The sequence below is a fragment of the Nonomuraea insulae genome, assembly GCF_042656245.1.
This window is the reverse complement of record NZ_JBHSPA010000112.1, coordinates 154,409-178,744: the sequence shown is the minus strand read 5'-3', so window position 1 is coordinate 178,744 and position 24,336 is coordinate 154,409. Positions and strand designations below refer to the sequence as shown.

The 24,336-nt window shown below is 69.8% G+C and carries 27 protein-coding genes; 16 read left to right on the top strand and 11 right to left on the bottom strand.

The window, feature by feature from the left end:
• Nucleotides 1–52: 52 nt before the first annotated feature.
• Nucleotides 53–409 carry a hypothetical protein gene (locus ACFPZ3_RS62850; protein WP_379523967.1) on the bottom strand — a complete coding sequence of 119 codons (357 nt, stop codon included), beginning with the start codon at nucleotides 407–409 and terminating at the stop codon, nucleotides 53–55.
• 117 nt (nucleotides 410–526) lie between these two features.
• Here ACFPZ3_RS62850 and ACFPZ3_RS62845 point away from each other — a divergent pair, with 117 nt between their 5' ends.
• The gene (locus ACFPZ3_RS62845) at nucleotides 527–1,471 is read left to right on the top strand and encodes an SPFH domain-containing protein (protein ID WP_379523966.1); all 945 of its coding nucleotides are present in this window, start codon (nucleotides 527–529) and stop codon (nucleotides 1,469–1,471) included.
• Between the two features lie 21 nt (nucleotides 1,472–1,492).
• On the opposite strand, the gene ACFPZ3_RS62840 is transcribed toward ACFPZ3_RS62845, so the two are convergent.
• Nucleotides 1,493–2,743 carry an MFS transporter gene (locus ACFPZ3_RS62840; RefSeq protein WP_379523965.1) on the bottom strand — a complete coding sequence of 417 codons (1,251 nt, stop codon included), beginning with the start codon at nucleotides 2,741–2,743 and terminating at the stop codon, nucleotides 1,493–1,495.
• A gap of 15 nt (nucleotides 2,744–2,758) precedes the next feature.
• On the opposite strand from ACFPZ3_RS62840, the gene ACFPZ3_RS62835 reads away from it, so the two are divergent.
• Together ACFPZ3_RS62835 and ACFPZ3_RS62830 are read left to right on the top strand one after the other, a co-directional pair.
• Nucleotides 2,759–2,887, top strand: coding sequence for a hypothetical protein (locus ACFPZ3_RS62835; RefSeq protein WP_379523964.1), 129 nt, complete (start codon nucleotides 2,759–2,761; stop codon nucleotides 2,885–2,887).
• A 108-nt stretch (nucleotides 2,888–2,995) separates the two neighbouring features.
• Nucleotides 2,996–3,631, top strand: coding sequence for a hypothetical protein (locus ACFPZ3_RS62830; protein ID WP_379523963.1), 636 nt, complete (start codon nucleotides 2,996–2,998; stop codon nucleotides 3,629–3,631).
• Here the strand turns inward: ACFPZ3_RS62830 and ACFPZ3_RS62825 are convergent.
• Nucleotides 3,594–3,968 (bottom strand): nitroreductase family deazaflavin-dependent oxidoreductase, encoded by a 375-nt coding sequence (locus ACFPZ3_RS62825; RefSeq protein WP_379523962.1) that lies wholly within the window; start codon nucleotides 3,966–3,968, stop codon nucleotides 3,594–3,596. The genes ACFPZ3_RS62830 and ACFPZ3_RS62825 overlap by 38 nt on opposite strands.
• Before the next feature lie 183 nt (nucleotides 3,969–4,151).
• Here ACFPZ3_RS62825 and ACFPZ3_RS62820 point away from each other — a divergent pair, with 183 nt between their 5' ends.
• A complete protein-coding gene (locus ACFPZ3_RS62820; protein ID WP_379523961.1) occupies nucleotides 4,152–4,769 on the top strand; it encodes a TetR/AcrR family transcriptional regulator in 618 nt (205 codons plus the stop codon).
• Nucleotides 4,770–4,922: 153 nt separating this feature from the next.
• Nucleotides 4,923–5,264 carry an MFS transporter gene (locus ACFPZ3_RS62815; protein ID WP_379523960.1) on the top strand — a complete coding sequence of 114 codons (342 nt, stop codon included), beginning with the start codon at nucleotides 4,923–4,925 and terminating at the stop codon, nucleotides 5,262–5,264.
• 328 nt (nucleotides 5,265–5,592) lie between these two features.
• Here the strand turns inward: ACFPZ3_RS62815 and ACFPZ3_RS62810 are convergent, their stop codons facing one another.
• The gene (locus ACFPZ3_RS62810; protein ID WP_379523959.1) at nucleotides 5,593–6,615 is read right to left on the bottom strand and encodes a helix-turn-helix transcriptional regulator; all 1,023 of its coding nucleotides are present in this window, start codon (nucleotides 6,613–6,615) and stop codon (nucleotides 5,593–5,595) included.
• 284 nt (nucleotides 6,616–6,899) lie between these two features.
• Here ACFPZ3_RS62810 and ACFPZ3_RS62805 point away from each other — a divergent pair, with 284 nt between their 5' ends.
• From ACFPZ3_RS62805 to ACFPZ3_RS62795, 3 genes are read left to right on the top strand one after another with little or no spacing between them, the layout of a single operon-like run.
• A complete protein-coding gene (locus ACFPZ3_RS62805; RefSeq protein ID WP_379523958.1) occupies nucleotides 6,900–7,805 on the top strand; it encodes a carbohydrate ABC transporter permease in 906 nt (301 codons plus the stop codon).
• Nucleotides 7,802–8,638, top strand: coding sequence for a carbohydrate ABC transporter permease (locus tag ACFPZ3_RS62800; protein ID WP_379523957.1), 837 nt, complete (start codon nucleotides 7,802–7,804; stop codon nucleotides 8,636–8,638). Before ACFPZ3_RS62805 ends, ACFPZ3_RS62800 begins: the two co-directional genes overlap by 4 nt.
• Nucleotides 8,639–8,664: 26 nt before the next feature.
• Complete coding sequence (locus ACFPZ3_RS62795) at nucleotides 8,665–10,059, top strand: ABC transporter substrate-binding protein (protein ID WP_379523956.1); 1,395 nt, start codon at nucleotides 8,665–8,667, stop codon at nucleotides 10,057–10,059.
• Nucleotides 10,060–10,207: 148 nt separating this feature from the next.
• On the opposite strand, the gene ACFPZ3_RS62790 is transcribed toward ACFPZ3_RS62795, so the two are convergent.
• On the bottom strand, nucleotides 10,208–10,642 hold the full coding sequence (locus ACFPZ3_RS62790) for a DUF7134 domain-containing protein (protein WP_379523955.1): 435 nt from the start codon (nucleotides 10,640–10,642) through the stop codon (nucleotides 10,208–10,210).
• A gap of 339 nt (nucleotides 10,643–10,981) precedes the next feature.
• Between ACFPZ3_RS62790 and ACFPZ3_RS62785 the strand changes: the two genes are divergently transcribed.
• A complete protein-coding gene (locus ACFPZ3_RS62785; RefSeq protein WP_379523954.1) occupies nucleotides 10,982–11,755 on the top strand; it encodes an SAM-dependent methyltransferase in 774 nt (257 codons plus the stop codon).
• A 317-nt stretch (nucleotides 11,756–12,072) separates the two neighbouring features.
• A complete protein-coding gene (locus ACFPZ3_RS62780) occupies nucleotides 12,073–13,464 on the top strand; it encodes a TROVE domain-containing protein (RefSeq protein ID WP_379523953.1) in 1,392 nt (463 codons plus the stop codon).
• 108 nt (nucleotides 13,465–13,572) lie between these two features.
• Here ACFPZ3_RS62780 and ACFPZ3_RS62775 read toward each other — a convergent pair whose 3' ends face one another.
• Both ACFPZ3_RS62775 and ACFPZ3_RS62770 read right to left on the bottom strand, forming a co-directional pair.
• Nucleotides 13,573–14,814: a tetratricopeptide repeat protein gene (locus ACFPZ3_RS62775; protein WP_379523952.1), complete on the bottom strand. Its 1,242-nt coding sequence runs from the start codon at nucleotides 14,812–14,814 to the stop codon at nucleotides 13,573–13,575.
• 117 nt (nucleotides 14,815–14,931) lie between these two features.
• On the bottom strand, nucleotides 14,932–15,933 hold the full coding sequence (locus ACFPZ3_RS62770; protein ID WP_379523951.1) for an aldo/keto reductase: 1,002 nt from the start codon (nucleotides 15,931–15,933) through the stop codon (nucleotides 14,932–14,934).
• A 110-nt stretch (nucleotides 15,934–16,043) separates the two neighbouring features.
• Between ACFPZ3_RS62770 and ACFPZ3_RS62765 the strand changes: the two genes are divergently transcribed.
• Entirely contained in the window at nucleotides 16,044–16,679 is a 636-nt protein-coding gene (locus ACFPZ3_RS62765; protein ID WP_379523950.1) for a TetR/AcrR family transcriptional regulator, read from the top strand.
• Here ACFPZ3_RS62765 and ACFPZ3_RS62760 read toward each other — a convergent pair.
• Nucleotides 16,676–18,211, bottom strand: coding sequence for an MFS transporter (locus ACFPZ3_RS62760; RefSeq protein ID WP_379523949.1), 1,536 nt, complete (start codon nucleotides 18,209–18,211; stop codon nucleotides 16,676–16,678). The two genes, ACFPZ3_RS62765 and ACFPZ3_RS62760, sit on opposite strands and share 4 nt — an antisense overlap.
• A 92-nt stretch (nucleotides 18,212–18,303) precedes the next feature.
• Here ACFPZ3_RS62760 and ACFPZ3_RS62755 point away from each other — a divergent pair, with 92 nt between their 5' ends.
• Nucleotides 18,304–19,224: a LysR family transcriptional regulator gene (locus ACFPZ3_RS62755; RefSeq protein WP_379523948.1), complete on the top strand. Its 921-nt coding sequence runs from the start codon at nucleotides 18,304–18,306 to the stop codon at nucleotides 19,222–19,224.
• Nucleotides 19,225–19,396: 172 nt separating this feature from the next.
• Nucleotides 19,397–19,738, top strand: coding sequence for a hypothetical protein (locus ACFPZ3_RS62750; RefSeq protein ID WP_379523947.1), 342 nt, complete (start codon nucleotides 19,397–19,399; stop codon nucleotides 19,736–19,738).
• On the opposite strand, the gene ACFPZ3_RS62745 is transcribed toward ACFPZ3_RS62750, so the two are convergent.
• Nucleotides 19,713–20,645 carry a cation diffusion facilitator family transporter gene (locus tag ACFPZ3_RS62745; RefSeq protein ID WP_379523946.1) on the bottom strand — a complete coding sequence of 311 codons (933 nt, stop codon included), beginning with the start codon at nucleotides 20,643–20,645 and terminating at the stop codon, nucleotides 19,713–19,715. The two genes, ACFPZ3_RS62750 and ACFPZ3_RS62745, sit on opposite strands and share 26 nt — an antisense overlap.
• A 161-nt stretch (nucleotides 20,646–20,806) precedes the next feature.
• Here ACFPZ3_RS62745 and ACFPZ3_RS62740 point away from each other — a divergent pair, with 161 nt between their 5' ends.
• From ACFPZ3_RS62740 to ACFPZ3_RS62730, 3 genes are read left to right on the top strand one after another with little or no spacing between them, the layout of a single operon-like run.
• Entirely contained in the window at nucleotides 20,807–21,307 is a 501-nt protein-coding gene (locus ACFPZ3_RS62740) for a phosphoheptose isomerase (RefSeq protein ID WP_379523945.1), read from the top strand.
• Nucleotides 21,304–21,516, top strand: a complete 213-nt coding sequence (locus ACFPZ3_RS62735) for a HypC/HybG/HupF family hydrogenase formation chaperone (RefSeq protein WP_379523944.1) — start codon at nucleotides 21,304–21,306, stop codon at nucleotides 21,514–21,516. The genes ACFPZ3_RS62740 and ACFPZ3_RS62735 overlap by 4 nt, the downstream gene beginning before the upstream one ends.
• Nucleotides 21,513–22,112, top strand: a complete 600-nt coding sequence (locus ACFPZ3_RS62730) for a D-sedoheptulose-7-phosphate isomerase (RefSeq protein WP_379523943.1) — start codon at nucleotides 21,513–21,515, stop codon at nucleotides 22,110–22,112. The genes ACFPZ3_RS62735 and ACFPZ3_RS62730 overlap by 4 nt, the downstream gene beginning before the upstream one ends.
• Here ACFPZ3_RS62730 and hypE read toward each other — a convergent pair.
• Entirely contained in the window at nucleotides 22,095–23,168 is a 1,074-nt protein-coding gene (gene hypE, locus ACFPZ3_RS62725; RefSeq protein ID WP_379523942.1) for a hydrogenase expression/formation protein HypE, read from the bottom strand. The two genes, ACFPZ3_RS62730 and hypE, sit on opposite strands and share 18 nt — an antisense overlap.
• Nucleotides 23,165–24,325 (bottom strand): hydrogenase formation protein HypD, encoded by a 1,161-nt coding sequence (gene hypD / locus ACFPZ3_RS62720; RefSeq protein ID WP_379523941.1) that lies wholly within the window; start codon nucleotides 24,323–24,325, stop codon nucleotides 23,165–23,167. Before hypD ends, hypE begins: the two co-directional genes overlap by 4 nt.
• Nucleotides 24,326–24,336: the final 11 nt, after the last annotated feature.

Sequence of the window (24,336 nt, the reverse complement as noted above, 5' to 3'; positions counted from 1 at the left end):
ACCGGCAACCCGCCCGGCCGGCAACTCCAGGCCCGGCCGGCCCGCCTGGCCATCACAGTGAGTCCAGGCCGCGCATGGCGATGTCCACGGCCCGCCGGGTGGACGCCAGATGTTCCTGCTCCGCCTCCCCGTACCTCTCGAGACCGGCCAGCCCGGCCGCCCGCACCGCGCCCATCAACGCGCCGGTCGCCGCCGCGGCGCTGATGGCGTCCAGTCTGTCGGGAAAGGCCTTGTGCAGCGCGTCGGCGATCCGGCGTTGCATGCCGAGCATCATGTGCAGGGCCTTGGCCCGCACGGCCGGCACGGTCGCGAGCACCCTCTTGTAGACCTCCGCCATCTCGGGCTCCCCGCTCCACGGCCATTGGACGAGGTAGTGGGCGATCGCCCGGTCATGGGTCGCTCGCAGCACCTGCGGCCCGTGGGTCGCCGGAGCTTTCGCCCCCACAACCTCGTGAACCGAACTTGACGATCTCCTTGCCTGCGCGTGGGTGTGCCACCACTTAGCCTGGAAGTGGAGGCAAGCGTCATGGTCACCGTCATCGTGCTGGGGTTCATCGCCATCGTCGCGGTCTTGCTGGCGGTCAGCGGCATCAGGGTCGTCAACCAGGTCGAGCGCGGCGTGGTCTTCCGCTTCGGCAAAGTCCAGCGGGAGATCCGCCGGCCAGGAATCACCCTCCTCATCCCGGCTGTGGACCGGATGAAGAAGGTGAACATACAGATCGTCACGATGCCGGTGCCCGCGCAGGAAGGCATCACCCGTGACAACGTCTCCGTCCAGGTCGACGCCGTCGCCTACTTCCGGGTCGAGGAGCCGTTGCGGGCAGCCATCGCGGTGCAGAACTACCTGTTCGCGATCGAGCAGGTGGCGCAGACCTCACTGCGCTCGATCATCGGCAAGAGCGATCTGGACGACCTGCTGTCCAACCGCGAGGAGCTGAACAGGGGCCTGGCGCTGATGATCGACAGCCCGGCGCTCGATTGGGGCATCCACATCGACCGCGTGGAGATCAAGGACGTCCATCTTCCCGAGGGCATGAAACGCTCCGTCGCCCGCCAGGCCGAGGCCGAGCGAGAGCGCAGGGCCCGGGTGATCACCGCGGAGGGAGAGTTCCAGGCCGCGCGCAAGCTCGCCGACGCCTCGGCCATCATGACCGAGAACCCGGGCGCGCTTCAGTTGCGTCTGTTGCAGACCGTGGTGGAAGTGGCGGCCGAGAAGACCTCCACCCTCGTCATGCCGGTGCCCGTCGAGCTGCTGCGCTTCTTCGAGCGCTCCGCGCAGGCCACACCGGCCGCGCAGACCGTCGAGCAGGACACCGCTTCTGCGCGGCGGCAGGCCGAAGAGCAGCCGGCCGTGGCCGACTCCGCCACGCCTGAACTGGCCGCGCCAGAGCCCTCCTTCGCCCCTTCCGCCGCGGAATCGGACGCGGATTCGGACAAAGAGAGCAGAGCTTTGCACCGCAGTGGACGATGACGTCATGGGCAAGCCGGGTGATCAGGCCTCATTCGTTTCCGGCGTCGGTTGCCGGACTTCCGGCCGGGGCTGACGGATCGGGGTGAGCGTCCCGAGGAGGCCGATCAGTGCCATGCCGATCCCGGCCGTCAGCATCGTCCACGGCACGCCGTACTGGGAAACGGCCAGCGTGAGCAGCGCGGCGCCCAGTGGGCCGAGTGCGTAGTGAATGGTCCAGAACGCGGAGGTGACGCGGCCCAGCAGGTGGTTCGGGGTGACTTCCTGGCGCAGCGACTGCGAGCAGATCCCGGCTACCGCCCCGCCCAGCAGGAACCCCACCATGATCGCGGCGATCCCGATCGCCCCTGGGCGAAGGCCGACGCAGGCGACGGTCGCCCCCGACAGGGCGACCGCGGTGATCCAGGTGGTGCCGAAGCCAAGCAGTTTGCGCACGCGGGCCACCACCGCCGCCCCGCCGATCGACCCGGCCGCCGCGCACGCGAGTACCAGCCCGACCGCGTCGTCGTTCTGGGCGAGGTCGTGCTTGAGGTAGTAGATGACGATGTCGTCGAGCCCGGTGGTGAGAAAGATGTAGAAGGTCAGCAGGATCGTCAGCGAGCGCAGCACCGGGTGACCCCAGAGGAACCTGGCCCCTTCGAGCATGGAGCCCCGCGCGACGGCATCGGTGCTCGCGCGCAGCCGGACGAACAGCAGGCCGATCGCGGAAACCCCGAAGGTGGCGGCGTCGATGCCCAGCGCGACGGCCGGGCCGAACGCCTGCGAGATCAACCCCGCGAACGCGGGACCGCCGACGCCGGCGGTCGCATAGACCGCGTAGAGGCGGCCGTTGGCCTGGGTGAGCTGTTCCCTGTCGACCAGACTCGGCACGACGGTGACGTACGTGACCTGGAAGACCATGCCGATGGCGGCCGCCGTCGGCACGATCACGTAGAGCAGCCAGATCTGCGGTGAGAAGCTCCAGACGATCGGTACGAGCGCGTAGAGGGCTCCTCGGAGGATGTCACAGGTGATCAGCAGTTTCTTCCTGTCCAGACGGTCGGCGATGAGCCCGGCGAAGAAGCCTGTCAGCAACGAGGCCGCCCCCGACAAGCCGGTCAGTACGCCCATCTGCACGACCGAACCCGTCTCGCGCAACAGGAGCAACGGGATGGCTATCAGCGAAAAGGAGTCGCCTCCGACCGACAACGCCTGGATCACGAGGAAGATGTTGAAGTTCCTGTTGCGCCACAACGACACGCGTTCGCCCCCAAGGCCGCCGACGTTCAAGGTCATTTTCCAGGAGTCCTGGTGCGAAAGGCCCGGTCGGCGGGGGACTTCCAGCTCGCCGCGACGCAGACCGTCCTCGCGATGCGGTCAGGCCGGAGCGGCGCCAGGGCCGTCATCAGCACGACGGCGGCTTTCTGGACTCGTACATGATCGCAGAATGGCCGAAGGCGTCTGCTTTCGGCATGTCTTGAGCCCCCGGGCGAGCGTGCGGCGCTGGACTTCGGCAGGATGCTGCGCGATGGAACGCCTGGGAGCCAAGTGATCGCCGCAGAGGAAACGCCGCTGCTGCCGGAGGTGCTGCGCGCCTACCCGTACCCGTGGGGCAACGCCTTCGTCTGGACCTCGCAGGAGGAGGATGAGGAGACCCTCGCCTACGCGCGGGCCGTGCTGGAAGCCTGCCTGCCGCCCGGGCCGCTCGCCGCGCCCGAGCCGCCGCAGGAGGTGACCGTCCGCGACTGCTCCGGCGAGGAGTACCCCGAGTGGACCGCGATCCGCGCCGTCCTGCGCGAGCGCATGCCCTACGCCCGGTACGTGACGGCCGAGCGCATGGCCGGCGCCGAGGCCGAGTGCGCCCGCCGGGGGCTCGGCACGGCCGGCTTCCAGGAGGTCTGGACCCGCCGCATCACCGCCTGGATCGCCGAGCAGACCCTTTACTGGTGCGGCCTCATGGTCGACGACGAGGCCGCCCTCACGCCCTGGCTCATGGACCTCGCCGAGCGCTACGTCGAGCGCGGCATGGCCGCCGCGAAAGCCGTGGGCGCGCTCGGCTGCACCAGGTCCGTGCCCGAGAGCCGGGCTGCCCTGGCCCGGCTCTCCGCGTACGAAGGTCTCCCGGAGGAGATCCGCGAGTCGATCGTCAGCCTGCGGCCAGGTCCATACGGAGGAACTCGGTGATGCGGAGCAACCTCGGCGGGCGGGCCACCTTGTCGGGCAGGGCCTGGAACGCCTCGTCCTCCCCCACGAGGCGTGGGGCGGCGAGCGCCACCTCCCTCCCGCCGACGCGGAGCCGCGCGCCGTCGGCCGCCAGGACGTTCCGCACCCAGTCCGAGCGCGATCCGTACACCAGGACGAACAGGTAGCCGCCGTCGACGGGATGCGCGTCGAGCGGCGTGCGGTACGTCGCGCCGGAGACGCGACCGACGTGGATCAGCACCGGCCACGTCCTGCCCGCGATCGCGCGAGGGTTGAACACCCTCTTGTTCACGTGCCCCCACCACTTCGGCATCGGCATCGGGATCTCCTTGTCTCGCCCTGGCAGGGCGCGTCGCAGGTCGGACAGATGCCACCCCGGGAAGACTTACACCAGTAAGGTGGCTTACGCCTGTAAGGCTGACTTACACTTGTAAGGCTGTCAACCCGCCCACACCCCGGAGCCGTCGTGTCACCACCACCGCAACCGCTCAGCAGAGGTCTCGTGCTGCAGGCCGCGATCCGGGTCGCGGATCGCGGCGGCGTCGAGGCGATCACGATGCGACGGGTGGCGCAGGAACTGGGCGTGGAGGCGATGTCGCTCTACCACCACGTGCCGAACAAGGACGCCATCCTCGACGGCGTGGTCGACATGGTGTTCGCGGCGATCAAGCTGCCCGGTGCCGGGTGCGACGACTGGCGCGAGGCGATCCGTGCGCGCGCCTCCTCCGCGCGTGCGGTCCTGTCGCAGCACAGCTGGGCTCTCGGGCTCATGGACTCCCGTCGCGACCCGGGGCCGGCGACGCTACGCCACCACGACGCCGTCCTCGGTGTCCTCCGGGAGGCGGGGTTCACGCTGCCGATGGCCGCGCACGCCGTCTCGCTCATCGACAGCTACATCGGCGGATTCGTCCTCCAGGAGGCGAACCTGCCGGTGACGACGCCGGACGACGTCGGGGAGGTGGCCGGCGGCATCCTCGATCACCTGCCGGCGGACGAGCTGCCGTACCTCAGGGAGATGATCGTCGACCATGCCCTGCGGCCGGGCTACGACCACACCAGCGAGTTCGGTTACGGCCTGGACCTGATTCTGGACGCGCTCGAAGCTCGCCGGCAGCACTGACCGCGCGCCTGTCCGTCGCTGGAACTGAGCAACCTGCAGTGGATTTATGTTGCCGGCGGCGGGCTTCACGCCGCTGTTCGGCCGCGTTGCCGACCTCTTCGGCCGGCGCAACCTCTTCCTGGCGGGCATCTTCGTCGGTTCGCGCTGGGCTCGGTGCTGGGCGGCGTCCTGACCGAGTTGCTGAGCTGGCGCTGGGCGTTCCTGATCAACCTGCCGGTCGTCGTGCTCATCCTCGCTCTCGGGCCGCGTCTCCTGAGCGACACCGGCGACCGGACCCGCGGCCGGCTCGATGTTCCCGGAGCGGTCACGGTCACCGGCGCTCTGCTGAGCCTGGTCTACGGCATCTCCGCGACCGAGCGGAACGGCTGGGGCGACCCCGCCGTCATCGGCTGCCTGATTCTGGCCGCGGTGCTGTTGGTGGCCTTCTGGTTCATCGAGCTGCGCAGCTCGACTCCACTCTGTCGCTCACGTGCCATTCCGCGCCCAGAAGGATAACGGCGATCGAGCCGCGACGGACCCCCCTAACAATGGGGATTGGCGGCGAGATTCGCTCACAACAATATGTGGATTGCGTCGTTCGACTTCCTCCAGTTCATTCAAAGGGGAAATGGCATGAAACTGGCGAACCGTGTATCCAACGCAAAGCTGGCGCTGCTCGTTGGCCGCACCGGCAAAGTCCAACCATGGGCCCGCGGCCCGTAAAAACCAGCAAGGTGGCGTTGATCAGGCGAGCACGGTTCCGGATCGGGAATACGATCGCCGCCCGATCCGGAACCGCCTGGTCCCATGACCGGAACGGGGATCGCCGTTCCTGAGTGGGTGCTCACGTGTTGATGACCGCGATGAGTTCGTCGCGTCCGCTCGTGCCGGTCTTGCGGAAGAGCGCCTTGAGGTGGTCACTGACCGTGTAGAGGGACAGGCCGAGCGCGCGGGCGATCTGCTTGGGCGCGGAACCGTCGTAGAGGTGCCGCATGATCTGGCGTTCGCGGGTGGTGACCCCGTACCAGTCGCAGAACGAGGGGATCAGCGACGTGCCGCTCGCGCGCTGGATCATGACCGCCACGTCGCCGTCGTCGCCGAGCGGCTGGGCCTCGATCGCGGTCCACCAGCCGCATCCCACCGAGGGGACGCACAGCCGCAGATGCCGCGGGTGCTCGCGCGCCGCGGCCGCCAGGGTCGCGAACGAGGCTTCGGCCAGCCATTCCGGCACCGCCAGCCGCGCCGTCATCGCCGTCAGCCACGACCGCGCATGGGGCGTCATCGTCCTGATCCGGCTGTCGGCCCCGACGACGAGCATGCCCGGCGGCGGCTCGTGCCCGGAGAACTCGACGGGCTGCGCCGTCACATAGTTGCGAAGCGCGGCGATCAACGAGGGCCCGACCCCCGCCAGCCGTCGCGCGTCAGCGTCGCCGAACGGCCGCCCGCCCGCCACCCGCATCAGGCAGAGCACGCCCCACACGCCACGCGCGTCCCGCAGCGCGAGGCACAGCTCCTCACCGGCCCCGTACTCCTCCAGCAGCCCGTCATGCGCGCCCGAGCGGAGCCGGCGGTCGACCAACGTCACCGGGACGTGCTGCCGCGCCAGGCGATCCAGCTCCCGCGTGGCCGCTCCCACGCGGTCCGGCCTCAGCAGCTCACGACCGAGGTCGGGCGCGTACCCGTGCCAGAACCCCAGCGCGGTGACACCCGCGCCCGACGACGGGTTGATCGCCCCGCAGCGCAGCGCGTCATGCGGCACCACCGGCGCGATCACCCGCGACAACTCCGCCGCCACCGCCTCCAGCCCGGCGCCGGGAATCAGCGCCGCACACAGATCCCGATACAACCGGCTACCTACCGTCACCATAGCCCCAGTGTGAGCCGGATCGGATCGCGCGGGCCAGCGGTTTTCCGAGCGCACCCGCCCCGGCCGACCGCCGGGTCCGGGATCCGCGCGGCGGTGTCGTACCCGGACGGGGCATACGCGGAGGAGGCCAGGCGGACGTACGGGTGGCCGTGTTTCGCGGATAACGTTCCGCGAACGTTCACCATGCGCTCAGTGATCAGGGCTACCGAAACAGGACTTGAGCAGGCAGAATCCAGCGAGCACAAATGTGAACAACAGGTTAACGAAAGTGAGACTGCGCGACGATGGAAGCTCGCACCAACAGGCAGCGGGGACCGACGGGCGAGCGCCGGTTGTCGCTGCTCTATCTGGCGCCCTCGCTGGTCATCTTCGCGATCTTCGTCTTCTACCCGCTGGGCAGGACGTTCTATCTGTCCACGATGGGGACCGACATCATCGGCCGGGCCAACAAGTTCGTCGGGCTGGACAACTTCGCGGACATGTTCAGCGACCCGGGCTTCTTCAAGGCGCTGGGGACGACCGCGTTGTTCGTCCTGTTCACCGTGGTCCCGGCGATCGCCGGCGCTCTCGTGGTCGTCCTGCTGCTGGAGTCGCGGATCAGCGGCCAGAGGATGTTCCGTACGATGTTCGCGCTGCCGTTCGCCTTTTCCGTGGCCACCGCGTCGGTGATCTTCGCCCTCATCTACAACCCGGCCGTGGGCATGGCCAACGGCATCCTCAGCTACCTCGGCGTCGACCGGATCGGCTGGCTCACCGAACCGGACCTGGCCCTGATCTCCATCTCGATCACCACGGTATGGATGACGCTCGGCTACAACGTCCTGGTGCTCTCCGCGGGGGTCGGCGCGATTCCCACCGAGGTGGTGGAGGCGGCCAGGCTCGACGGCGCCACGGGATGGCGGCTGCACAGCCGGATCACCGTTCCCATGCTGTCCCCGCAGCTGTTCTTCCTCATCGTGATCTCCACGATTCACGCGCTGCAGAGCTTCGGGCAGATCCACATCCTCACCAAGGGCGGACCCGACGGGGCCACGTCCACGCTGGTCTATTGGATCTACGAGAAGGCCTTCAGCTACGGCTCGTCGGACTTCGGCACGGCCAGCGCCGCGGCGATCGTGCTCCTGGTGGTCGTGCTGGCGTGTACCGGCATTCAGTTCGGCGTGCTGGAAAGAAGGGTCCACTACCGATGAGCACCTCCTCCTCGGCCGCGAGCAAGATCGTTGTCTATCTGGTGCTCATCGTGTGCGCGCTCCCGGTGGTCTTCCCGCTCTACTACGCGTTCGTGGGCGGCATCATGACGCCGAACGATCTGGCCAGCTATCCGCCGAAGCTCGCCCCGACGGCGATCGACCTCGGCAACTACTCTTCGGCGCTCGAGACGATCCCGCTGGCCAGGCAGTATCTCAACTCGGCGATCCAGACCGGCATCGTCACCATCTGCCAGCTCCTTTCGAGCGTCCTGGCCGCCTACGCGTTCGCGTTCCTGCGGATGTGGGCCAAGACGGCGATGTTCGCGCTGTTCATGGTGACGCTCATGGTGCCGTGGGAAGCGATCATCCTGCCGAACTATCTGCTGATCTCGGACCTGGGACTGACCAAGGGGCCGCTCACCTATCTCGGGCTCACGCTGCCCTTCCTCGCCCACGCCTTCGGCACGTTCCTGCTGCGGCAGTCGTTCCTGCAGTTCCCGCTCGAAGTGCGTGACGCGGCGGTGATGGACGGATGCGGCCATCTGCGGTTCCTGTGGCGAATCCTGCTCCCCCTGTCGAAACCGGCCATCGCCGCGGTCGGCGTCTACGTGTTCATGACCACGTGGAACCAGTACTTCTGGCCGTTGATCCTCGGCAACGACGACCAGTACAAGACCCTGCAGATCGGCGTCTCCATGCTGAACGACGCCGAGTCGTCCAGCCCCACGCTGATCCTGGCCGGGGTCACCCTCGCACTGCTTCCCACACTCGCGCTCGTGATCTTCGGGCAGCGCTTCATCATCCGCGGCCTCACCGCAGGCGCGGTGAAGTAATCGTGAACAAGAAACGGAGTTCCCAGATGGCTCTACCTCGATTTCGGCGTGCGCGCGGCGGGCTGGTCGTCACGGCCGCGCTCTCCCTCGCCCTGACGGGCTGCGGTGGCGATGCCGGCTCGGGTGAAGGTGGCGAGGCCGCCACGGCCCCCGGGGCGGACGCGATCACCGAACCGGTTGAGATCGAGTTCTGGCACTCGATGAAGGAGAAGAACGAACTCGCCATCAAGACCATGGTGGACGACTTCAAGAAGGTGAACAACAAGATCACCGTTAAGCCGGTCTTCAAGGGTGACTACGACCAGATGGTCGTCGCCTACAAGCAGGCCGTTCAGCAGGAGGCCACTCCCCCGCTGGTGCAGATCTACGACATCGGCTCACGCTTCATGTACGACTCCCAGCAGGTCGTCCCGATGTACAAGTTCATCGAGAAGGACAAGTTCGACCAGAACGCGAACATCGAGCCCAACATCGCCAGCTACTACACGATCAAGAACAAGCTCTGGTCGATGCCGTTCAACTCCTCGGCGCCACTGCTCTACATGAACGCGGACGCCGTGAAGAAGGCCGGGCTCGACCCGGACAAGCCTCCGGCCACGCTTGACGAGATCGGCGAGTGGGCGAAGAAGCTCACCATCAAGGAGGGCGGGACGGTCAAGCAGTTCGGCTTCAACGCCGCGCTGTACGGCTGGTTCGTCGAGCAACTGACCGCCCAGGACAACGCCGAGTACTGCGACAACGGCAACGGCAGGAATGGCCTGGCCACCAAGGTGAACTTCGGCACCGGCGCCGGGCCCAAGTTCGCCCAGTGGCTGGGCGACCTGGTGAAGCAGGGCTACGCCACCAACACCGGCCGGCCGACCGACCAGGCGCAGAACGCGTTCAAGACCGGGACGATCGCGCTGCACCTGGAGTCGACCTCCGCCCTCGGCGGATACACCGAGGCCGCGAAGGACAAGTTCGAGCTGCGGACCGCGCCGTTCCCCAAGCCGTCCGCCTCCTCCAGCGGTGGCACGATCATCGGCGGCGGCTCCCTGTGGATCAACGCGGCCGGGCACACGGACGCGGAGAAGCGGGCCGCCTGGGAGTTCGTCAAGTTCGCCAACACGGCTGAGCAGCAGGCCAAGTGGCACGCGGCAACCGGCTACGTGCCCGTCAACCCGCAGGCCAAGTCGAACGACAACCCCAACTTCCAGGTCGCGGTGACGCAGTTGCGCGCCCAGCAGCCGTCGCCGGCCACGTCGGGCTGCCTCCTCGGCGTCATGCCCGAGGCCAGGAAGGCGGCCGAGGTCGGCCTGGAGCAGGCCGTGCCGGCCGCGGCAGGACAGGATCCCAAGACGCCGGCCGACCAGGCGATGCAGAACGCCGCCACCACCCTGCAGACGCCCATCCAGAAGTACAACGCCAACGTCGAGCAGTAACAACCGGCCCTGCACGAGGGCGGGCGTCCACCCCAGGACGCCCGCCCTGACCTCGGCGGGTCGCTGGGTGGTGGCCTCGGCCATGATCGAGAAATCGATTGCTCACCAAGTCTGAGTCACGTACGCCGATCGCACCAGCCCTGACCGGTCACTTCAGGGTGCGTGCTCGCGCGCCGGTGCCCAGCGCGTAGGCGACGACGAACGCCGCCGCGGTCGGCCCGTAGCTGAGCGGCTGGTGATGCTGCACGACCGCCACGGAGGCGAACCCCACCATGGTGCAGAGCACTCCGAGCAACATCCGCGCGGGCGGGGACAGCGAGGCGAGGGTGTAGGTCGCGATCAGCGACGCGGCGGGGATCCCGCCCATCGTGTCGGTGAGGAACAGCGCGCCGGTGCAGGTCCCCGTCGCGGCGCCGGCGAGCAGGGGGAACCGCCTGCGCCACAGGAGCGGCAGCGTGTTCCCCGCGGCCAGGGCGGCCACCCACCACTCCAGGCGGTGGTTGAGCACGGCCATGATCATGATGCTCATGGAGCACCCGATCGCGAGCACCACGTCGATCACCGCGGGAGGTACACGACGCATCCAGCCAGTATCCACGGCACCCGGTGGCCGTGGCCTCACTCCTGAGAGCGAGACCGGCCGGCGCATCGGTGGTCAGGCGATCAGCGCCCGTATCGCGCTACAGTGGGCGGTGTTGCTCCTGCCGGGTCGTGCGCCCGGCCGAACACGAGAAGGCGATGCCATGGTCACCGCCCGGACATACCGGGGCGGATGACGATCCGGCCGCTGGTCAGCGGCCGACCTGCTGCGCAGGCAGCGCCTGATTGTCGTGCCCCGGTTACGCAGGCAAACCTTTTCGCCCGCGCGGCGCGGGTCGCCGCGCAACCGATTCCGGAGCACACATCAATGACACACGATTCCATGTCCGCGTGGTACGCGGACTTCTTCACCGAGTTGCCGAACGCCTTCTGGCGGGCGGCCGTGCCGGCCCAGTCGGCCGCGGACGAGATCGACTTCATCCTGCGGATGAGCGGGCTACGGCCGGGCTCGCGGGTGCTGGATGTGCCCTGCGGCAGCGGTCGGCACACCCTCGAACTGGCCGGGCGCGGCTTCGCGGTCACCGGTCTGGACGTGTCGGCCGAGGCCGTTCAGCACGCCCGCGACGCCGCCGCGCACCAGCGGCTGCACGTCGACGTACGCGTGGGCGACATGCGGGAGTTGCCCGCCGGCGTCCGGGCCGACGCGGCGATCTGCATGGGCAACGCCTTCGGCTATCTGGAGCACGGCGGCACCCAGAAGTTCCTGGCCGACCTGGCCGGGCTCGTGGTGCCGGGCGGCATGCTGGTCCTGGACTACGGCTTCGTCGCGGAGTCGATGCTGCCGCAGGTGACTCTGGAGGAGGAGCCGATGACGTTCGGCGGGGTCGAGGCCGTCTCGGTCAACGAATACGACGCCGTCAACAGCCGATGGCTGACCTCCTTCACCTTCCGCCGCGGCGGGCAGGAGCACCGGGGAACCTCGGTGCAGCACGTCTACACCGCGGCCGAAGTCGCCCGCCTGGTCACCGCGGCCGGCTTCGCCGAGGTCGGACTGTACGGCGACACCGACGGCACGCCGTTCCGGCTCGGCAGCCCCCGGCTGCTCCTGACAGCGAGGGCGGGAGGTCTGGGGCGCGAAAGCCGCTCCGGGAAATGAGCGCCGGCCTACGCACATTTACTTTCTCTCTACACAAAACCCGTCATAGAGCCGTATATGTCGCTTGCAGCGGCAATTCGCGCATCGCATAGTGGAGGCAACTGACACACACCCTGTTCCTTCCCAGGACACGTGACAGTGTGCGGGCCGGACGCGGCGGCCCGCGGCGTGCCGTTTCATCGCCCGATGAAACGGCACGAGGCCTCCCGGTGCGCCTGCGGCCCACCACCCGGCACGGCAGGGCATGCTGTGTCACGGTCGGCTCCTTTTCTCGGGAGGCCCATCCATTCCTTCTCGCTGACGGAGTTGAGCCATCCATGACCACCCGCGTCTCGACGAGTGTGGAAACGACCAGGAAGGAGATCTACCTGCTGGTCGCCCGGGCACTCGGGGACGCGCAAGCCCGCACTCCCACCGGGCGCTACGTGGCTCTCGTGACCCGGCTGGCCAGGTCCGACGAGGCCTGGCTGACCCGGATGATCGGCTGGATGGGCCGCCATGCCGAGCTCCGCAGCCTGCGGCTGGCCACACTCGCCGAACTGACGCAGGCCCGCGTCGAGACCGGTGCCACGGGGACCCGGTGCCTGCTCGATCAGTGCCTGCACCGCGCCGACGAGCCTGGCGAACTGCTCGCCTACTGGCTCCAGTGGTACGGCAGGGCCGTGCCTCAACCGGTCAAGCGCGGCGTCGCGGACGCCGCCGTCCGCCTCTACGACGAACTCGCCCTGGCCACGTATGACAGGCCGGGCGCCCCGCTGCGCTTCGCCGACGTACTGGCGCTGACCCACCCCGTCCCCCAGGGAACGACACAGACGGCGGTCTTCCACCACGCGATCGCGCGCAGGCGTGGCGACCTCAACGAGATCCCGGCGGCGTTGCCGCTGCTCCGCGCCCGCCGCGCGCTCTACTGGATACCGGCGAGCCGGCGTCCCGCCCTGTTCCAGCGCCCGGAGGCCGGCCGGATGCTGGCCGAGGCCGCCATGACCTGGCCCACCGTGCAGCGGTGGCTGCTCGGCACGATGACCGGCCCGGCCTGGGCCGCGGTGGTGCCGTCCATGTCCTACCAGGACCGGCTCGCTCATCTGGCCGACTTCGACCACGACGGGATGCCGGACGAGATCGCCCACCAGGTGGCCGAGGAGGTCGCCGAGCCCGCGGCGGTGCTGCGCTCCGGGGTGACGCCGCTGGAGGTCTTCGCGGCGATGCGATCGGTGCCCGGCAGCCGCTGGACCCGCGCGCTCACCCTGGCCATGGAGTTGTCGATGGCCAACGTCCCCGCGCTGCCCGGCCGCACGCTCGTGCTGATCGATCGCGGCGACCTGATGGCGGGTCCGGCGTACGGCGGCCTGACCAGGGCGGATACGGCCGCGATGCTCGGCGCGGCGCTCGCCTGCCGCGCCGAGCACGCGCAGATCGCCGTTCTCGGCGCGGCCTGTGCCATCGTGCCCGTCCTGCCGGGACAATCGCCCCTGTACGTGCTGGACCGCCTGGGAGCCCTCGGCGGCTCGACCAGCCCCGCCCAGGCCATCCGGGAGCACGGGGCAGGACATGACAGGGTCGTCGTCCTCACCCACCCCGGCCAGGCAGCCGAGGCCGCCGAGGCGGTCACGAGCCCTGGCCAGGAGCATGTGGTCACCGACGTCACCAGCGGCTGGTTCACCGCCATCCCGCACGTCGAGATGGCACGTACCGCGGACTGGCCCTTCTGAGATCACCGGCCCTGCCGGGCCGGGGCGCGGGGGCCGACCGGCTCACCCGGGCGTGATGGTGAGGTGCATGGCGGTGTAGTCGAAGGTGATGGCGTAGGGCTTGAAGAACTAGTGGGTGAAGTTGGCGATCAGATCGAAGCCGAACTGTGCGGATTGTCCCGGGCCTGGGAACCCGGGGAAGACCTGCTCGGCCGCGTGGCCGCGCACGTCACGTCCGCCCGCCCGGCCCAGGCTGATCCGTTCGGCGGTGATCGGATAGAGCTTGTTTCCGCCGGGCTGCTCGATCGGGTGGTCGTAGTCCACCTGGATGCCGCCCGCCTTCTCGGCGATCTCCACCGTGGTGTCGAGGCCGCTGGCGATGCCGCCGGTGTCGAGGGTGACCATCCGCGGGCCGTGGTCGCCGAGGCTGCCCACCGTACAGGGGTAGTGATCGCCGGCCAGCCACAGCGGCAACCGGCCCGCGGCGTTCTGCCGCTGCCCGGCCTTGGTCTTGCGCCGCAGGATGAGGGCCCGTCCGGCGTAGTCCATGGTGGTCAGGAAGTGGTAGAAGATCGTCGTTCCGAACGCGCCCGCCGCCGGCGTCCCGTCGGGCATGGAGGGCCGCCGCGCGTCGCTCCATTGCACCGGAAGGTTGCGGATCTCGATGTTGCCGATCTTGAAGGAGTCCAGGACGCCCAGCCAGATGGTGATCGGCTGATTGTTGGCCACCCCTCCCGACATGGTGGTCACCGCGCGCAGGCCCGCCTGCTCCGCCACCTCCTTCGACAGGTCGAGCGTGGCGTAGGTGTCGAGCCAGAACCTCTGCGGTTCCCCGCCGTTCAGGCTGGCTTCGACGGCGGGCACGGGATCCAGGGTGACGAAGGGCACGTGCGTGCTCCGCGGGCCGCGGATCTGCCATGGCGTGCCGCCGATGTGGGGGTAGAGCTCGGCGAAGGCCTGCTCACGGGGGCGGTCGATGCCCTTCAGCAGTGGCAACGCGCGGGTGAGCCGATCCTGCCGTACGAAGCACTCGGCCAGCCGCTGTGCCGAGGCGACGTCGCCGGGCTGAAGGTCGAGGGCCTTTGACAGGTGCTGCTCCGCCTCGCCGAAGCGGTTGGAGAGCAGGGCGAGGTAGCCGACCTGAGCCAGGGCGTGCGTGTTGCTCGGATCTGCGCGCAGAAGGCGCCGATATCCGCGTTCGGCAGCGGTGAGCCTGCCCGCCTTGAACAGCTCGTCAGGGTCGGCCGCGGCGGCGGCCGCGTGCGGGCCGGCGTCCAGCACGGAGAGGACGGCGCCGGCGGACAGGGTCAGGCCTGTCCGCCGCAGGAAGGCGCGCCGGCTGGGAGCATGGGGGTCGGCTTGGAGGGTCATGCCAGTCCTCAGGTCGAGATGTCCCACCGCCGAGATGATCACGACGGACGTGGGGCCAGCCAACGCGGAGGCGTGTTTCCTCAGCGTTTCCGGCCGGCGGACGCCCCGGCGCCTGAGTCAGACGTTCGCCGCGGCGAAGACCCAGGGGGAGGTCTGCGCGATGAAGTCGTGCGGGAACCCGAGCTCGACGGGGGCTGTCTCCTCCAGCCGGGCCAGCGCCTCCGAGCCGAGCTCCAGCTCCGCCGCCGCGAGGTTGTCCCGCAGTTGCCCGGTGCTCCGGGCGCCCACAATGGGCAGCACGGCAGGCGAACGACTCATCGTCCACGCGATCGCGACCTGGGAAGGCGTGGCGCCCATCTCGTCGGCGACCTCCTGCACCGCCCGGGCGACGGCGTGGTCCCGCTCCGAGATCGAGTCCTGCGACAGCCGGGCGGGGCCGTCGAGCCCGTCCGGTCGCGTGTACTTGCCCGACAACACGCCACCGCCCAGCGGGCTCCACGCGGCGACCCCCAGCCCGAGCGACTCGGCCATCGGCAGCAGCTCGCGCTCGATGTCGCGCTGGAGCAGGCTGTAGGGGACCTGCAGACCGATGAAGGGGCTCCAGCCCCGCCACTCGGCCAGGGTGTTGGCCCGCGACACCACCCAGGCGGGGCTGTCGGAGATCCCGACATGGAGCACCTTGCCCGCCCGGACCGCGTCGTCCAGGGCGCGCATGGTCTCCTCCAGGGGCGTGCGCCGGTCCCACATGTGCACCCAGTACAGATCCACATAGTCCGTGCCCAGCCGCCGCAGACTGGTGTCCAGGGACGCCCGGAGGTTCTTGCGGTGGTTTCCGGCGGCGTTGGGGTCGCCGCGGTCCCGGGAGACGGTGTACTTCGTGCCCACCACGAACGAGTCCCGCCGCCCGTGCAGCCACTGGCCGAGGATCTCCTCGCTGCCCCCGTCGCGGTAGTTGACCGCCGTGTCGATCGTGTTGCCGCCCGCCTCGCTGTAAAGGTCGAGCATGCGCCGGCACTCCTCCGCCGGCGCGCCCACCCCGCCCTGTTCGCCGAAGGTCATGGCCCCCAAGATCAACTCGGAGACCCGCAGGCCGCTGGGGCCTAACGTCCTGTACCTCATGCTTGCATCCCGGATGGATCTGTCGCGAACCGTGTCATGAAAGGACCATACGCCTTGTATGGACACTATGTATAGACACAGCATCCGGACATGTTGTCTAAACTGGCGGCATGAGCAGCAGCGAAGCCTCTGACGGTCGTCCCGCACGTCGATCCGGCCCCACTCCCGCCGCCACGGAGACGCGGGAGCGCATCCTTACCGCCACCCGCGAACTGCTGGACGAACGCCGCTTCGACACCCTCAACGTCGCCGACATCCTGGCCGCCGCAGGAGTGTCGAGAGCGAGCTTCTACTTCTATTTCCCCAACAAGCAGGCCGTGCTGGCCGACCTGGTGCGCGCGGCGGTGGCGGGAGGGCAGCAGGCCGCCCAGCCGTGGATCGGGGAGGAGCAGTCCCCGATCGCCGCGCTGCGGGCGGGCGTGAGCGACGGGGCGAAGCTGTGGCGAGAGAACGCCGGCGTGCTCCGGGCGATCGTGGAGAGCTGGGGCTCCGACGACGACCTGCGTGCTCTCTGGCTGGCGCAGATGAACCTGTTCACCGAGGCCGCCACCGCCCGGATCGAGGCGGATCCGCAGGCCCGGCAGCGCCTCGGCGACCTCGACAGCCGGGCGGTCGCCGCGTCACTGTCGTGGCTCGGGGAGCGGCTCTACTACCTGGCCGCGGCCGGCGTGCCGCCCTTCGACGACGAGCAGATCCTGGTGGACGTCCTCACCAACGCGTGGACCTCCGCCCTGTACGGCACCTAGCGCCTCGGATGGGCCGTGGTCGATCGGGCCACCAGCAGCACCGCGAGCAGGCCCATGCCGATGAGGACGTAGCCCGAGGTGGTCATGGCGCCCAGGGTGCCGAGCACGGCGACGCCGAGCGCGGAGCCCGCCTGCCGGATGCCGTTGAGCGCTCCCTGGCTGGTGGCGGCGTACTCCGGCGGGGCGGAGACGGCCATCGCGGCGGCGGCGCCGGGGATGGAGAGCGTGCCGGTGGCCGCCAGCGCCAGTTCGGCGGCGACGAGCAGCGGCAGCGGTGGGTGGTGGCCGACGGCGAAGGCCAGCAGGACACCCGCCACGACGGAGGCCGACATACCGGCCAGCAGGATCGGACGCGGGCCGAAGCGGGCCACGAGGCCGCCGGTGAAGAACGGCATGACGCAGACAGGGAACGCGATCGGCAGCGAGGCCAGGCCCGCCACGAACGGGCTCAGCGCGTAGGCGTGCTGCAGCGATACGGCGACCATGTACATCCCGCCGAAATAGGCGAAGCAGGAGACGGCCGCGGCCACCATGGCGGCCCGCACCTTGGGCAGGGCGAGCAGGGCGGGTGGCAGCACGGGAGAGGCGACCCGGCGCTCGACGACGGCCAGGGCGGCGAAACAGAGCAGCGCCGCGGCGATCGGGGCCACGGCGAGCGGCGTGCCCCAGCCCTCAATGCCGGCCTCGACCAGGCCGAAGGTGAGCAGACCCAGCCCGGCGGTGGACAGGGCCAGGCCGAGCCGGTCCAGGGCGCGCGCGGCTCGTGCGGGCGGCATCGGCAGCCGGCGGGCGAGGAGCAACGCGGCGAGCGCGATGGGCGGGTTGACGAGGAACACCAGGCGCCAGCCGCCGAGCTCGACCAGGGCGCCACCGAGCACGGGTCCGGCCGCGGCGCCGAGGCCGCTCAGCGCGCTCCACGCGCCGATGGCGCGGGTGCGGCGGACAGGGTCGGGGTTGAGATGAATGAGCAGCGCCAGCGAGGCCGGGACGAGACCGGCGCCCGCGGCCCCGAGCAGTGCGCGCCCGGCGATCAGCGCGCCTGCGTCAGGCGCGGCGGCGCAGAGCGCGGACAGCACGGCGAAGACGGCGAGAGCGCAGGCGTAGACGCGCCGGGCGCCCCATCGGTCGGCGATGACGCCGCCCGCCAGCAGCAGGCCGGCGAAGACGACGGTGTAGGCGTCCACGACCCAGGGCAGGGCGGCGGCCGCCGGATGGAGGGACGTCTGCACGTCCGGCACCGCGACGTTGAGGATCGAGGTGTCGAGCAGGACGAGCAGGTTGCCGGCGGCGATCCCTGCGAAGATCAGCTTGGCGCGGCCCCCGGAGGCCGCGGGAGCGGCATCGGAGGCTGCGGGAGCAGGATCGGAGGCTGCGGCAGTGGACGGGGGCGCTCCCGCGGCAGTGCTATCGGCGGCGCGGGAGAGTGGTTCGGCGGTGGTGCCGGCGGTGCGGGGAAGCGGGTCGGCGGTGGTGCGGGGAAGTGGGTCGGCAGTGGAGTCGGTCGCGCGGGGAAGTGGGTCGGCAGTGGTCATGCGGGAAGGTTCGCCTGGGGGCCACCGGTCTCGCGACGCCGTACCTTCGATGGCCCCATCGGAAAGTCCGATGGGGTGGCTATGCTGGCCGGATGGACTCCCGCTACCTGCGAGCATTCGTCGCCGTCGCTGAGCACGGCGGCATCTCCGCCGCCGCGCAGGCTCTCGGGTACGCGCAGTCCAGCCTCAGCGCCCAGCTCAAACGACTGGAGGCGGATCTCGGAGTGGCCGTCCTCCTGCGCGCGGGCACGGGCGCGACGCTCACGGAGGCCGGCGAACGGCTGCTGCCGCACGCGCGAGAGGCTCTGGAACTGGACAGGCGCATGCGCTGGGCAACCCGCGGCGAACGCCCCCGGCTGCGCATCGGGTCGCAGGAGTCACTGGCGCACGTGTGGATGCCGGAGGTGCTGGCCGCGCTGGAGTACGGCGCGGCAGGCACGGACACCCACGCGGACGTCGAGCTCATGGTCGCCACCCGGAGCAGCTTGGAGCAGTCGTTCCGGACAGGCGAGCTGGATGTGGTCTTCCAGTACGACAACGGCGTCCGAGCGCTCGGCCCGCACGCGGTCGTCGGGCACGACCGCACGGTCCTGGTGACGGCGCCGATCCATCCGCTGGCGCGGCAGGCGCTGGTGACGCCCGAGCAGATGCTGGCCTACGACTTTCTGGTGGCCGAGCCGGGGTGCACCTCGGAGATGCTGGTGGACCGCTTCGGGCGGGATCTGCTGGAGGGTGCCCAACTGGCCATGATCCAGGGATCGATGTCCGCCCTGCTGCGGCTGGCCGGACACGGGCGCGGGGTGTCGCTGTTGCCGGAACTGGCGGTCGCCCGGGAGTTGCGGGACGGGGAGTTGGTGGAGTTGCCGCTGACGGAGCGTCTCCGGCCGGTCAGCATCGTCTCCCAGTGGCGGCCCCGGCTGGGGCCGGCCGAGCCGGCGCTGCGCGCCCTGCTCGACCTGGCCGAACGCGCGGATCCGCAGCCCGAAGTGACCCGCGCGACGCAAGCGTCCTGACCACCCGGCGCGGCGCGAGCGTCCCCGGTCGCCCCGAGCGGTCGGCGGTGTGTACCCCGCGTTACGACGGGCCTCTGAGGCGTTCCGTGGGTTTTGCGCGATCACCTGGGCCGCTGCTCATCTCGCCGGTCTTATGGGGTTATTTGTCCCGATAACAGAGACTTGGAGAACGATGCGAGCGAAGCTAGTCACCGCCACTGTCATCGCCGGGCTGGCAACAGCACTGGCCAGCGCACCTGCCGCCAACGCGGCCGCGGATGGTCACCTGAGCTGTGTCACGCACACAGTCAAGATCAAGGGCAATGACAAGATCCTCACCGTCCGTAACAAGTGCGGCGGCACGGTCAAAGTCAATGTTCACCAGAGCATGTCCGACTCCGGCTACAAGGCGGTCTCGCGCGGGTCCTCGCGCAAATTCACCGGAGGCAAGTACCACTACGTCTGCGGCCTGAAGATCTACTACAAGGGCACGAGATACTACAACCGCATCAGCGGCCCTCTGGGTGACTGCTGAGGCCAGGTGAATCAGGCTGCAGGTAGACGGCGGTGCTGATCGGGACGCGTTCCCGGATGCGTTCTTCCGTGCTCCTCAGCGCCTCGGCCACCGCCTCCGCCTCCGGGAGGCCTGCCATCGTGACCCGGGCGGCCACCAGCAGATCTTCCGGCCCGAGATGCAGTGTTCTCAGTTGCGTGAAGTCCTGGATCGACGGGTCGCGATGGAGAACGTCCTCGAGTGCCCGCTGGATCTCGGGAGTGGCCGCCTCACCGATGATCATGCTCTTGGTCTCCCTGGCGAGCGTGATCGCCACCGCGATCAGGAGGAGGCCGATGGCCAGCGAGCCGATGCCGTCGAAGACGGTGTTCCCGGTCAGCAGCGCCAGCGTGACGCCCGCGAGCGCGAATGCCAGTCCGATCAGCGCGGCGGCGTCTTCCAGCAGCACGACGGGAAGCTCGGGGGCCTTGGCCTCCCTCACATACCTCGGCCACGAACGGCCGTTGCGCACCCGATCGGCGTTGCGAATGGCGGTGCGCAGGGACAGGCTCTCCATGAGGATGGCTCCGGCCAGGACGCCTATCGCCCAGGGCCAGCTCTCCAGCGGATGGGGATGAGCGATCTTCTCGTACCCCTCGTACAAGGCGAACAGTCCCCCGCCGAAGAACAGCACCACGGAGACGAGGAAGGCATAGAAATACCGTTCGCCTCCGTAGCCGAAAGGGTGGGCAGGGCTGGGGCCGCGGGCCGCCCGCGTGCGTCCGAGCAGGAGCAGCCCCTGGTTGCCCGAGTCGGCGACGGAATGGATGCCCTCGGCCAGCATGGAGGATGAGCCGGTGAAGAAGAACGCGACGAACTTCGTCACGGCGACCCCCACGTTCGCCGCCAGCGCCGCCAGGGTCGCTTCCTGAGAACCGCCACCACTCACACCGTCTCCCCCTTCGTGAAGCCTGCCTTTACCCGAGAGCGGCAGCTCGGAACCTGACACGAACCTTGAGGGAACCTTGCCGGGCCTCTTACGGGCGGCGCTCCCCCGCCTGACCGTCGTCGCAGTGGAATGGGCGGGATGGGCGAGCTGAGGAGCGCAGGATGGCGGAAGCACTCGATCAGGCCCGCGCGGGCCGCGACGCCGCCGGGACGGCGCTGGTGGCGGAGACCCGCGCGGTCGTCGCCGCGGCGGGCGCCATGTCCGCTCGCTTCCGGTCGGGAGGCAGGCTGCTGGCCTTCGGCAGAAACGGGGGCGCGGCCGACGCGGCGCACGTCGCGGTGGAGTTCACGCACCCGGTGATCGTCGGCAAACGCGCCCTGCCCGCCCTCAGCCTCGGCGAGGACCCCTCCACGCTGCCGATCCTGGGCCGCCCGCGGGACATCGTCCTCGGCATCCGGCCCGCCCCGGACGACCTCGCGGTCGCCCGCGAGCACGGCATGCTGACCGTCGCCCTGACGATGGGCCGCCGGCGCCCGGAGGCGGACCACGTGCTGCCGGCGCTGAGCGAGGACCCCCTGATCGCGCGGGAGATCCACGTCACGATGTACCACCTGCTGTGGGAGCTGGTCCATCTGTTCCTGGAGGGGGAGACGGAGGCATGAACGAGCAGGTCTGCGACTCCTGCGTGACGTGCGGTGACATCGCCGTACAGGTGCGCGTCGTCGCTCTGCTGCCCGGCGGGCTGGCGCGGGCCGGCACCAGTGAGAGGACGGAGGAGATCAGCGTGGCGCTGGTGGAGGCTCAGGTGGGCGACACCGTGCTGGTGCACGCGGGCGAGGCCATCGCCGTGATCGCAGGAGACGAGCGGTGACGGAGACGATGTATCCCTTCCTGCGACGCGAGCCGCTCGACGTGGCCGCGTCCACGGCGGAGAAGGCGCGCGAGAGCCTGGAGCTGCGGATGCGGGTGCTCGACGGCCTGGCGGTCCCGCTGGCCGGGTGCGCGGCGGCGATGGCCGCGGCCCTGCGCGGCGGCGGCAGGTTGTTCACCTTCGGCAACGGCGGCAGCAGCACGGACGCGCAGTCGATGGCCGGGCTGTTCACCGGTCGTGGCCTGCCCGCGGTGTCGCTGGCCGCTGACTCCGCGCTGGTGACGGCGCTCGGCAACGACGTCGGGTTCGAGGTGGTGTTCGCCCGCCAGCTCGCCGCGCTGGGTGACGAGGGCGACGTCGCCTGTGCCTTGTCGACCAGCGGCGGCTCGGTCAACGTGCTGCGGGGGCTGGCGCAGGCCAGGGAGCAGGGGATGGTGACGGTCGGCTTCGCCGGCTCAGGAGGCGGACGCATGGCCGAGGACGGGCTGGCCGAGCACCTGTTCGTCGTCCCGTCGCCGTCGGTGCACCGCATCCAGGAGGCGCAGGCGACGCTCTACCACGTACTGGCCGAGCTGGTGTCAGCAGATACGCGGTAGCGGGTCGCCCACGAGAACGTCGACCACCCGCGTGCCACCGAACGCCGTACGCAGCAGGACCAGGCCGGCCGGGTCCGCGGCGACCGTGGCGATGATCGCGGCGTCGCCTCCCAGCGGATGGCGGCGCAGCAGGTCAAGGGCACGATCGGCGTGCTCGGCGGCGACGACGGCGACGAAACGGCCCTCGCAGGCGACGTAGAGGGGGTCGAGGCCGAGCAGTTCGCACACGCCGGTGACCTCCGGCCGTACGGGGATCGCGCTCTCCTCCAGGATCACGGCCTTCTCCGAGGCGCGCGCCACCTCGTTGAGCACCGTGGCCACGCCTCCGCGGGTGGCATCGCGCAGCGTCCTGACCTGGCCGGGCAGGGCGTCCAGCAGTTCGGCGACGATGCCGTGCAGCGGGGCGGTGTCCGAGGCGATCGGCGCCTCGATGTCGAAGTCTCCCCTGGCCAGCATGATGGCGGCGCCGTGTTCGCCGATCGGCCCGGACACGAGGACCGCGTCGCCGACCCGGGCGGCCGAGGCCGACAATGCCGACGGCTGCTCGACGAGCCCGACCCCGGCCGTGGTGATGTAGCAGCCGTCGCCCTTGCCCCGCGGGACGACCTTGGTGTCGCCGGTCACGATCGTCACCTGCGCGGCGGAAGCGGCCGCGGCCATCGAGGCGGTGATGCGCCGCAGGTCGGCGACGGGGAAGCCCTCCTCCAGGATGAAGCCCGCCGACAGGTGGCGGGGTACGGCGCCGCACATGGCCAGGTCGTTCACCGTGCCGTTGACGGCCAGGTCGCCGATGTCGCCGCCGGGGAAGAACAGGGGCGAGACCACGAAGCAGTCGGTGGTGAAAGCGGCCCGTTCGCCCTCCAGCGTCAGGAGGGCGCCGTCGTCGAGGGGCGCGAGCATCGGGTTGCGGAACGCCTCCAGGAAGATGGCCTCGATCAGGGTGTGGGTGGCCTGGCCCCCGGCGCCGTGCGCGAGCGTGATCCGCTCTTCCCTGACGGTGGCCTTGCGCCGCCGCACCCGTTCGATGCGGTCGAGCACCTGCTGTTCGCGGTTCACGCCCGGTTCGCCTCCCCCGCGCCGGCGAGCGGCTCGCGGGCCGCCGCACGCATCCGCTCCCTGCTGAAACGGCCGAAGTTGTAGTACGCGGCACAGGCTCCCTCGGAGGAGACCATGCAGGTGCCGATCGGGGTCTGCGGGGTGCAGGCCGTGCCGAACACCTTGCACTCCCACGGCTTGAGCACGCCCTTGAGCACCTCGCCGCACTGACACGAGCGCGGGTCGGCGACGCGTACCCCGGGCAGGTCGAAGACGCGCTCGGCGTCGAAGGCGGCGTACTCCTCGGCCATGGCGAGCGCGGAGCCGGCGATGAAGCCGAGGCCGCGCCACTCGAAGTGCGGCCGCAGCCGCATCACCCGGCCGATGGCGGAAAGCGCGACGCGGTTGCCCTCCCAGGGCACCACACGGGCGTACTGGTTCTCCACCTCGCAGCGGCCCTCGGCGAGCTGGCCGAGCAGCATGTGCACCGAAGCGAGGATGTCCAGCGGCTCGAACCCCGCCACCACGAGCGGCTTGCGGTAGTCGCGGGCGATGAACTCGTACGGCTCGCAGCCGATCACCGCCGAGACGTGGCCGGGGCCGATGAAGCCGTCGAGCCGCAGGTCCGGCGAGTCCAGGATAGCCTTGATCGCCGGAATGATCATGACGTGGTTGCAGTAGACGGAGAAGTTCGTCAGGCCCTCGGCCGCGGCCCGCAACACGGTCATGGCGGTGGAGGGCGCGGTGGTCTCGAAGCCGATCGCCATGAACACGACTCGTTTGTCCGGATTCCCGCGCGCGATCTTGAGCGCGTCCAGCGGCGAGTAGACCATGCGGATGTCGGCCCCGGCGGCCTTGGCGTCCAGGAAGGAGCCCGACCCGCCGGGCACGCGGAGCATGTCGCCGAACGACGTCATGATCACGTCCGGCTGACCGGCGATGTGAATGGCGTCGTCCACGCGTCCCATCGGGATCACGCAGACCGGGCAGCCCGGCCCGTGAACGAGATTCACCTCGGGCGGCAGGTGATCTTCCAGGCCGTGCTTGTAGATCGTGTGGGTGTGGCCGCCGCACACCTCCATGAACGTGTACCGGTCCCCGGGCCCGCAGCGGGCGGCGATCCGCGCGGCGAGCGCACGCGCCCGGTCCGCGTCGCGGTACTCATCGACGAACCGCATCGGTCCTCCTC

Coding starts and splice junctions, on each gene's coding strand:
- ACFPZ3_RS62845 (WP_379523966.1), top strand. CDS start 527: ATGGTCACCGTCATCGTGCTGGGGTTCATCGCCATCGTCGCGGTCTTG.
- ACFPZ3_RS62840 (WP_379523965.1), bottom strand. CDS start 2,743: ATGACCTTGAACGTCGGCGGCCTTGGGGGCGAACGCGTGTCGTTGTGG.
- ACFPZ3_RS62825 (WP_379523962.1), bottom strand. CDS start 3,968: ATGCCGATGCCGAAGTGGTGGGGGCACGTGAACAAGAGGGTGTTCAAC.
- ACFPZ3_RS62810 (WP_379523959.1), bottom strand. CDS start 6,615: ATGGTGACGGTAGGTAGCCGGTTGTATCGGGATCTGTGTGCGGCGCTG.
- ACFPZ3_RS62805 (WP_379523958.1), top strand. CDS start 6,900: ATGGAAGCTCGCACCAACAGGCAGCGGGGACCGACGGGCGAGCGCCGG.
- ACFPZ3_RS62800 (WP_379523957.1), top strand. CDS start 7,802: ATGAGCACCTCCTCCTCGGCCGCGAGCAAGATCGTTGTCTATCTGGTG.
- ACFPZ3_RS62795 (WP_379523956.1), top strand. CDS start 8,665: ATGGCTCTACCTCGATTTCGGCGTGCGCGCGGCGGGCTGGTCGTCACG.
- ACFPZ3_RS62790 (WP_379523955.1), bottom strand. CDS start 10,642: ATGCGTCGTGTACCTCCCGCGGTGATCGACGTGGTGCTCGCGATCGGG.
- ACFPZ3_RS62785 (WP_379523954.1), top strand. CDS start 10,982: ATGTCCGCGTGGTACGCGGACTTCTTCACCGAGTTGCCGAACGCCTTC.
- ACFPZ3_RS62780 (WP_379523953.1), top strand. CDS start 12,073: ATGACCACCCGCGTCTCGACGAGTGTGGAAACGACCAGGAAGGAGATC.
- ACFPZ3_RS62775 (WP_379523952.1), bottom strand. CDS start 14,814: ATGACCCTCCAAGCCGACCCCCATGCTCCCAGCCGGCGCGCCTTCCTG.
- ACFPZ3_RS62770 (WP_379523951.1), bottom strand. CDS start 15,933: ATGAGGTACAGGACGTTAGGCCCCAGCGGCCTGCGGGTCTCCGAGTTG.
- ACFPZ3_RS62765 (WP_379523950.1), top strand. CDS start 16,044: ATGAGCAGCAGCGAAGCCTCTGACGGTCGTCCCGCACGTCGATCCGGC.
- ACFPZ3_RS62760 (WP_379523949.1), bottom strand. CDS start 18,211: ATGACCACTGCCGACCCACTTCCCCGCGCGACCGACTCCACTGCCGAC.
- ACFPZ3_RS62755 (WP_379523948.1), top strand. CDS start 18,304: ATGGACTCCCGCTACCTGCGAGCATTCGTCGCCGTCGCTGAGCACGGC.
- ACFPZ3_RS62750 (WP_379523947.1), top strand. CDS start 19,397: ATGCGAGCGAAGCTAGTCACCGCCACTGTCATCGCCGGGCTGGCAACA.
- ACFPZ3_RS62740 (WP_379523945.1), top strand. CDS start 20,807: ATGGCGGAAGCACTCGATCAGGCCCGCGCGGGCCGCGACGCCGCCGGG.
- ACFPZ3_RS62735 (WP_379523944.1), top strand. CDS start 21,304: ATGAACGAGCAGGTCTGCGACTCCTGCGTGACGTGCGGTGACATCGCC.
- hypD (WP_379523941.1), bottom strand. CDS start 24,325: ATGCGGTTCGTCGATGAGTACCGCGACGCGGACCGGGCGCGTGCGCTC.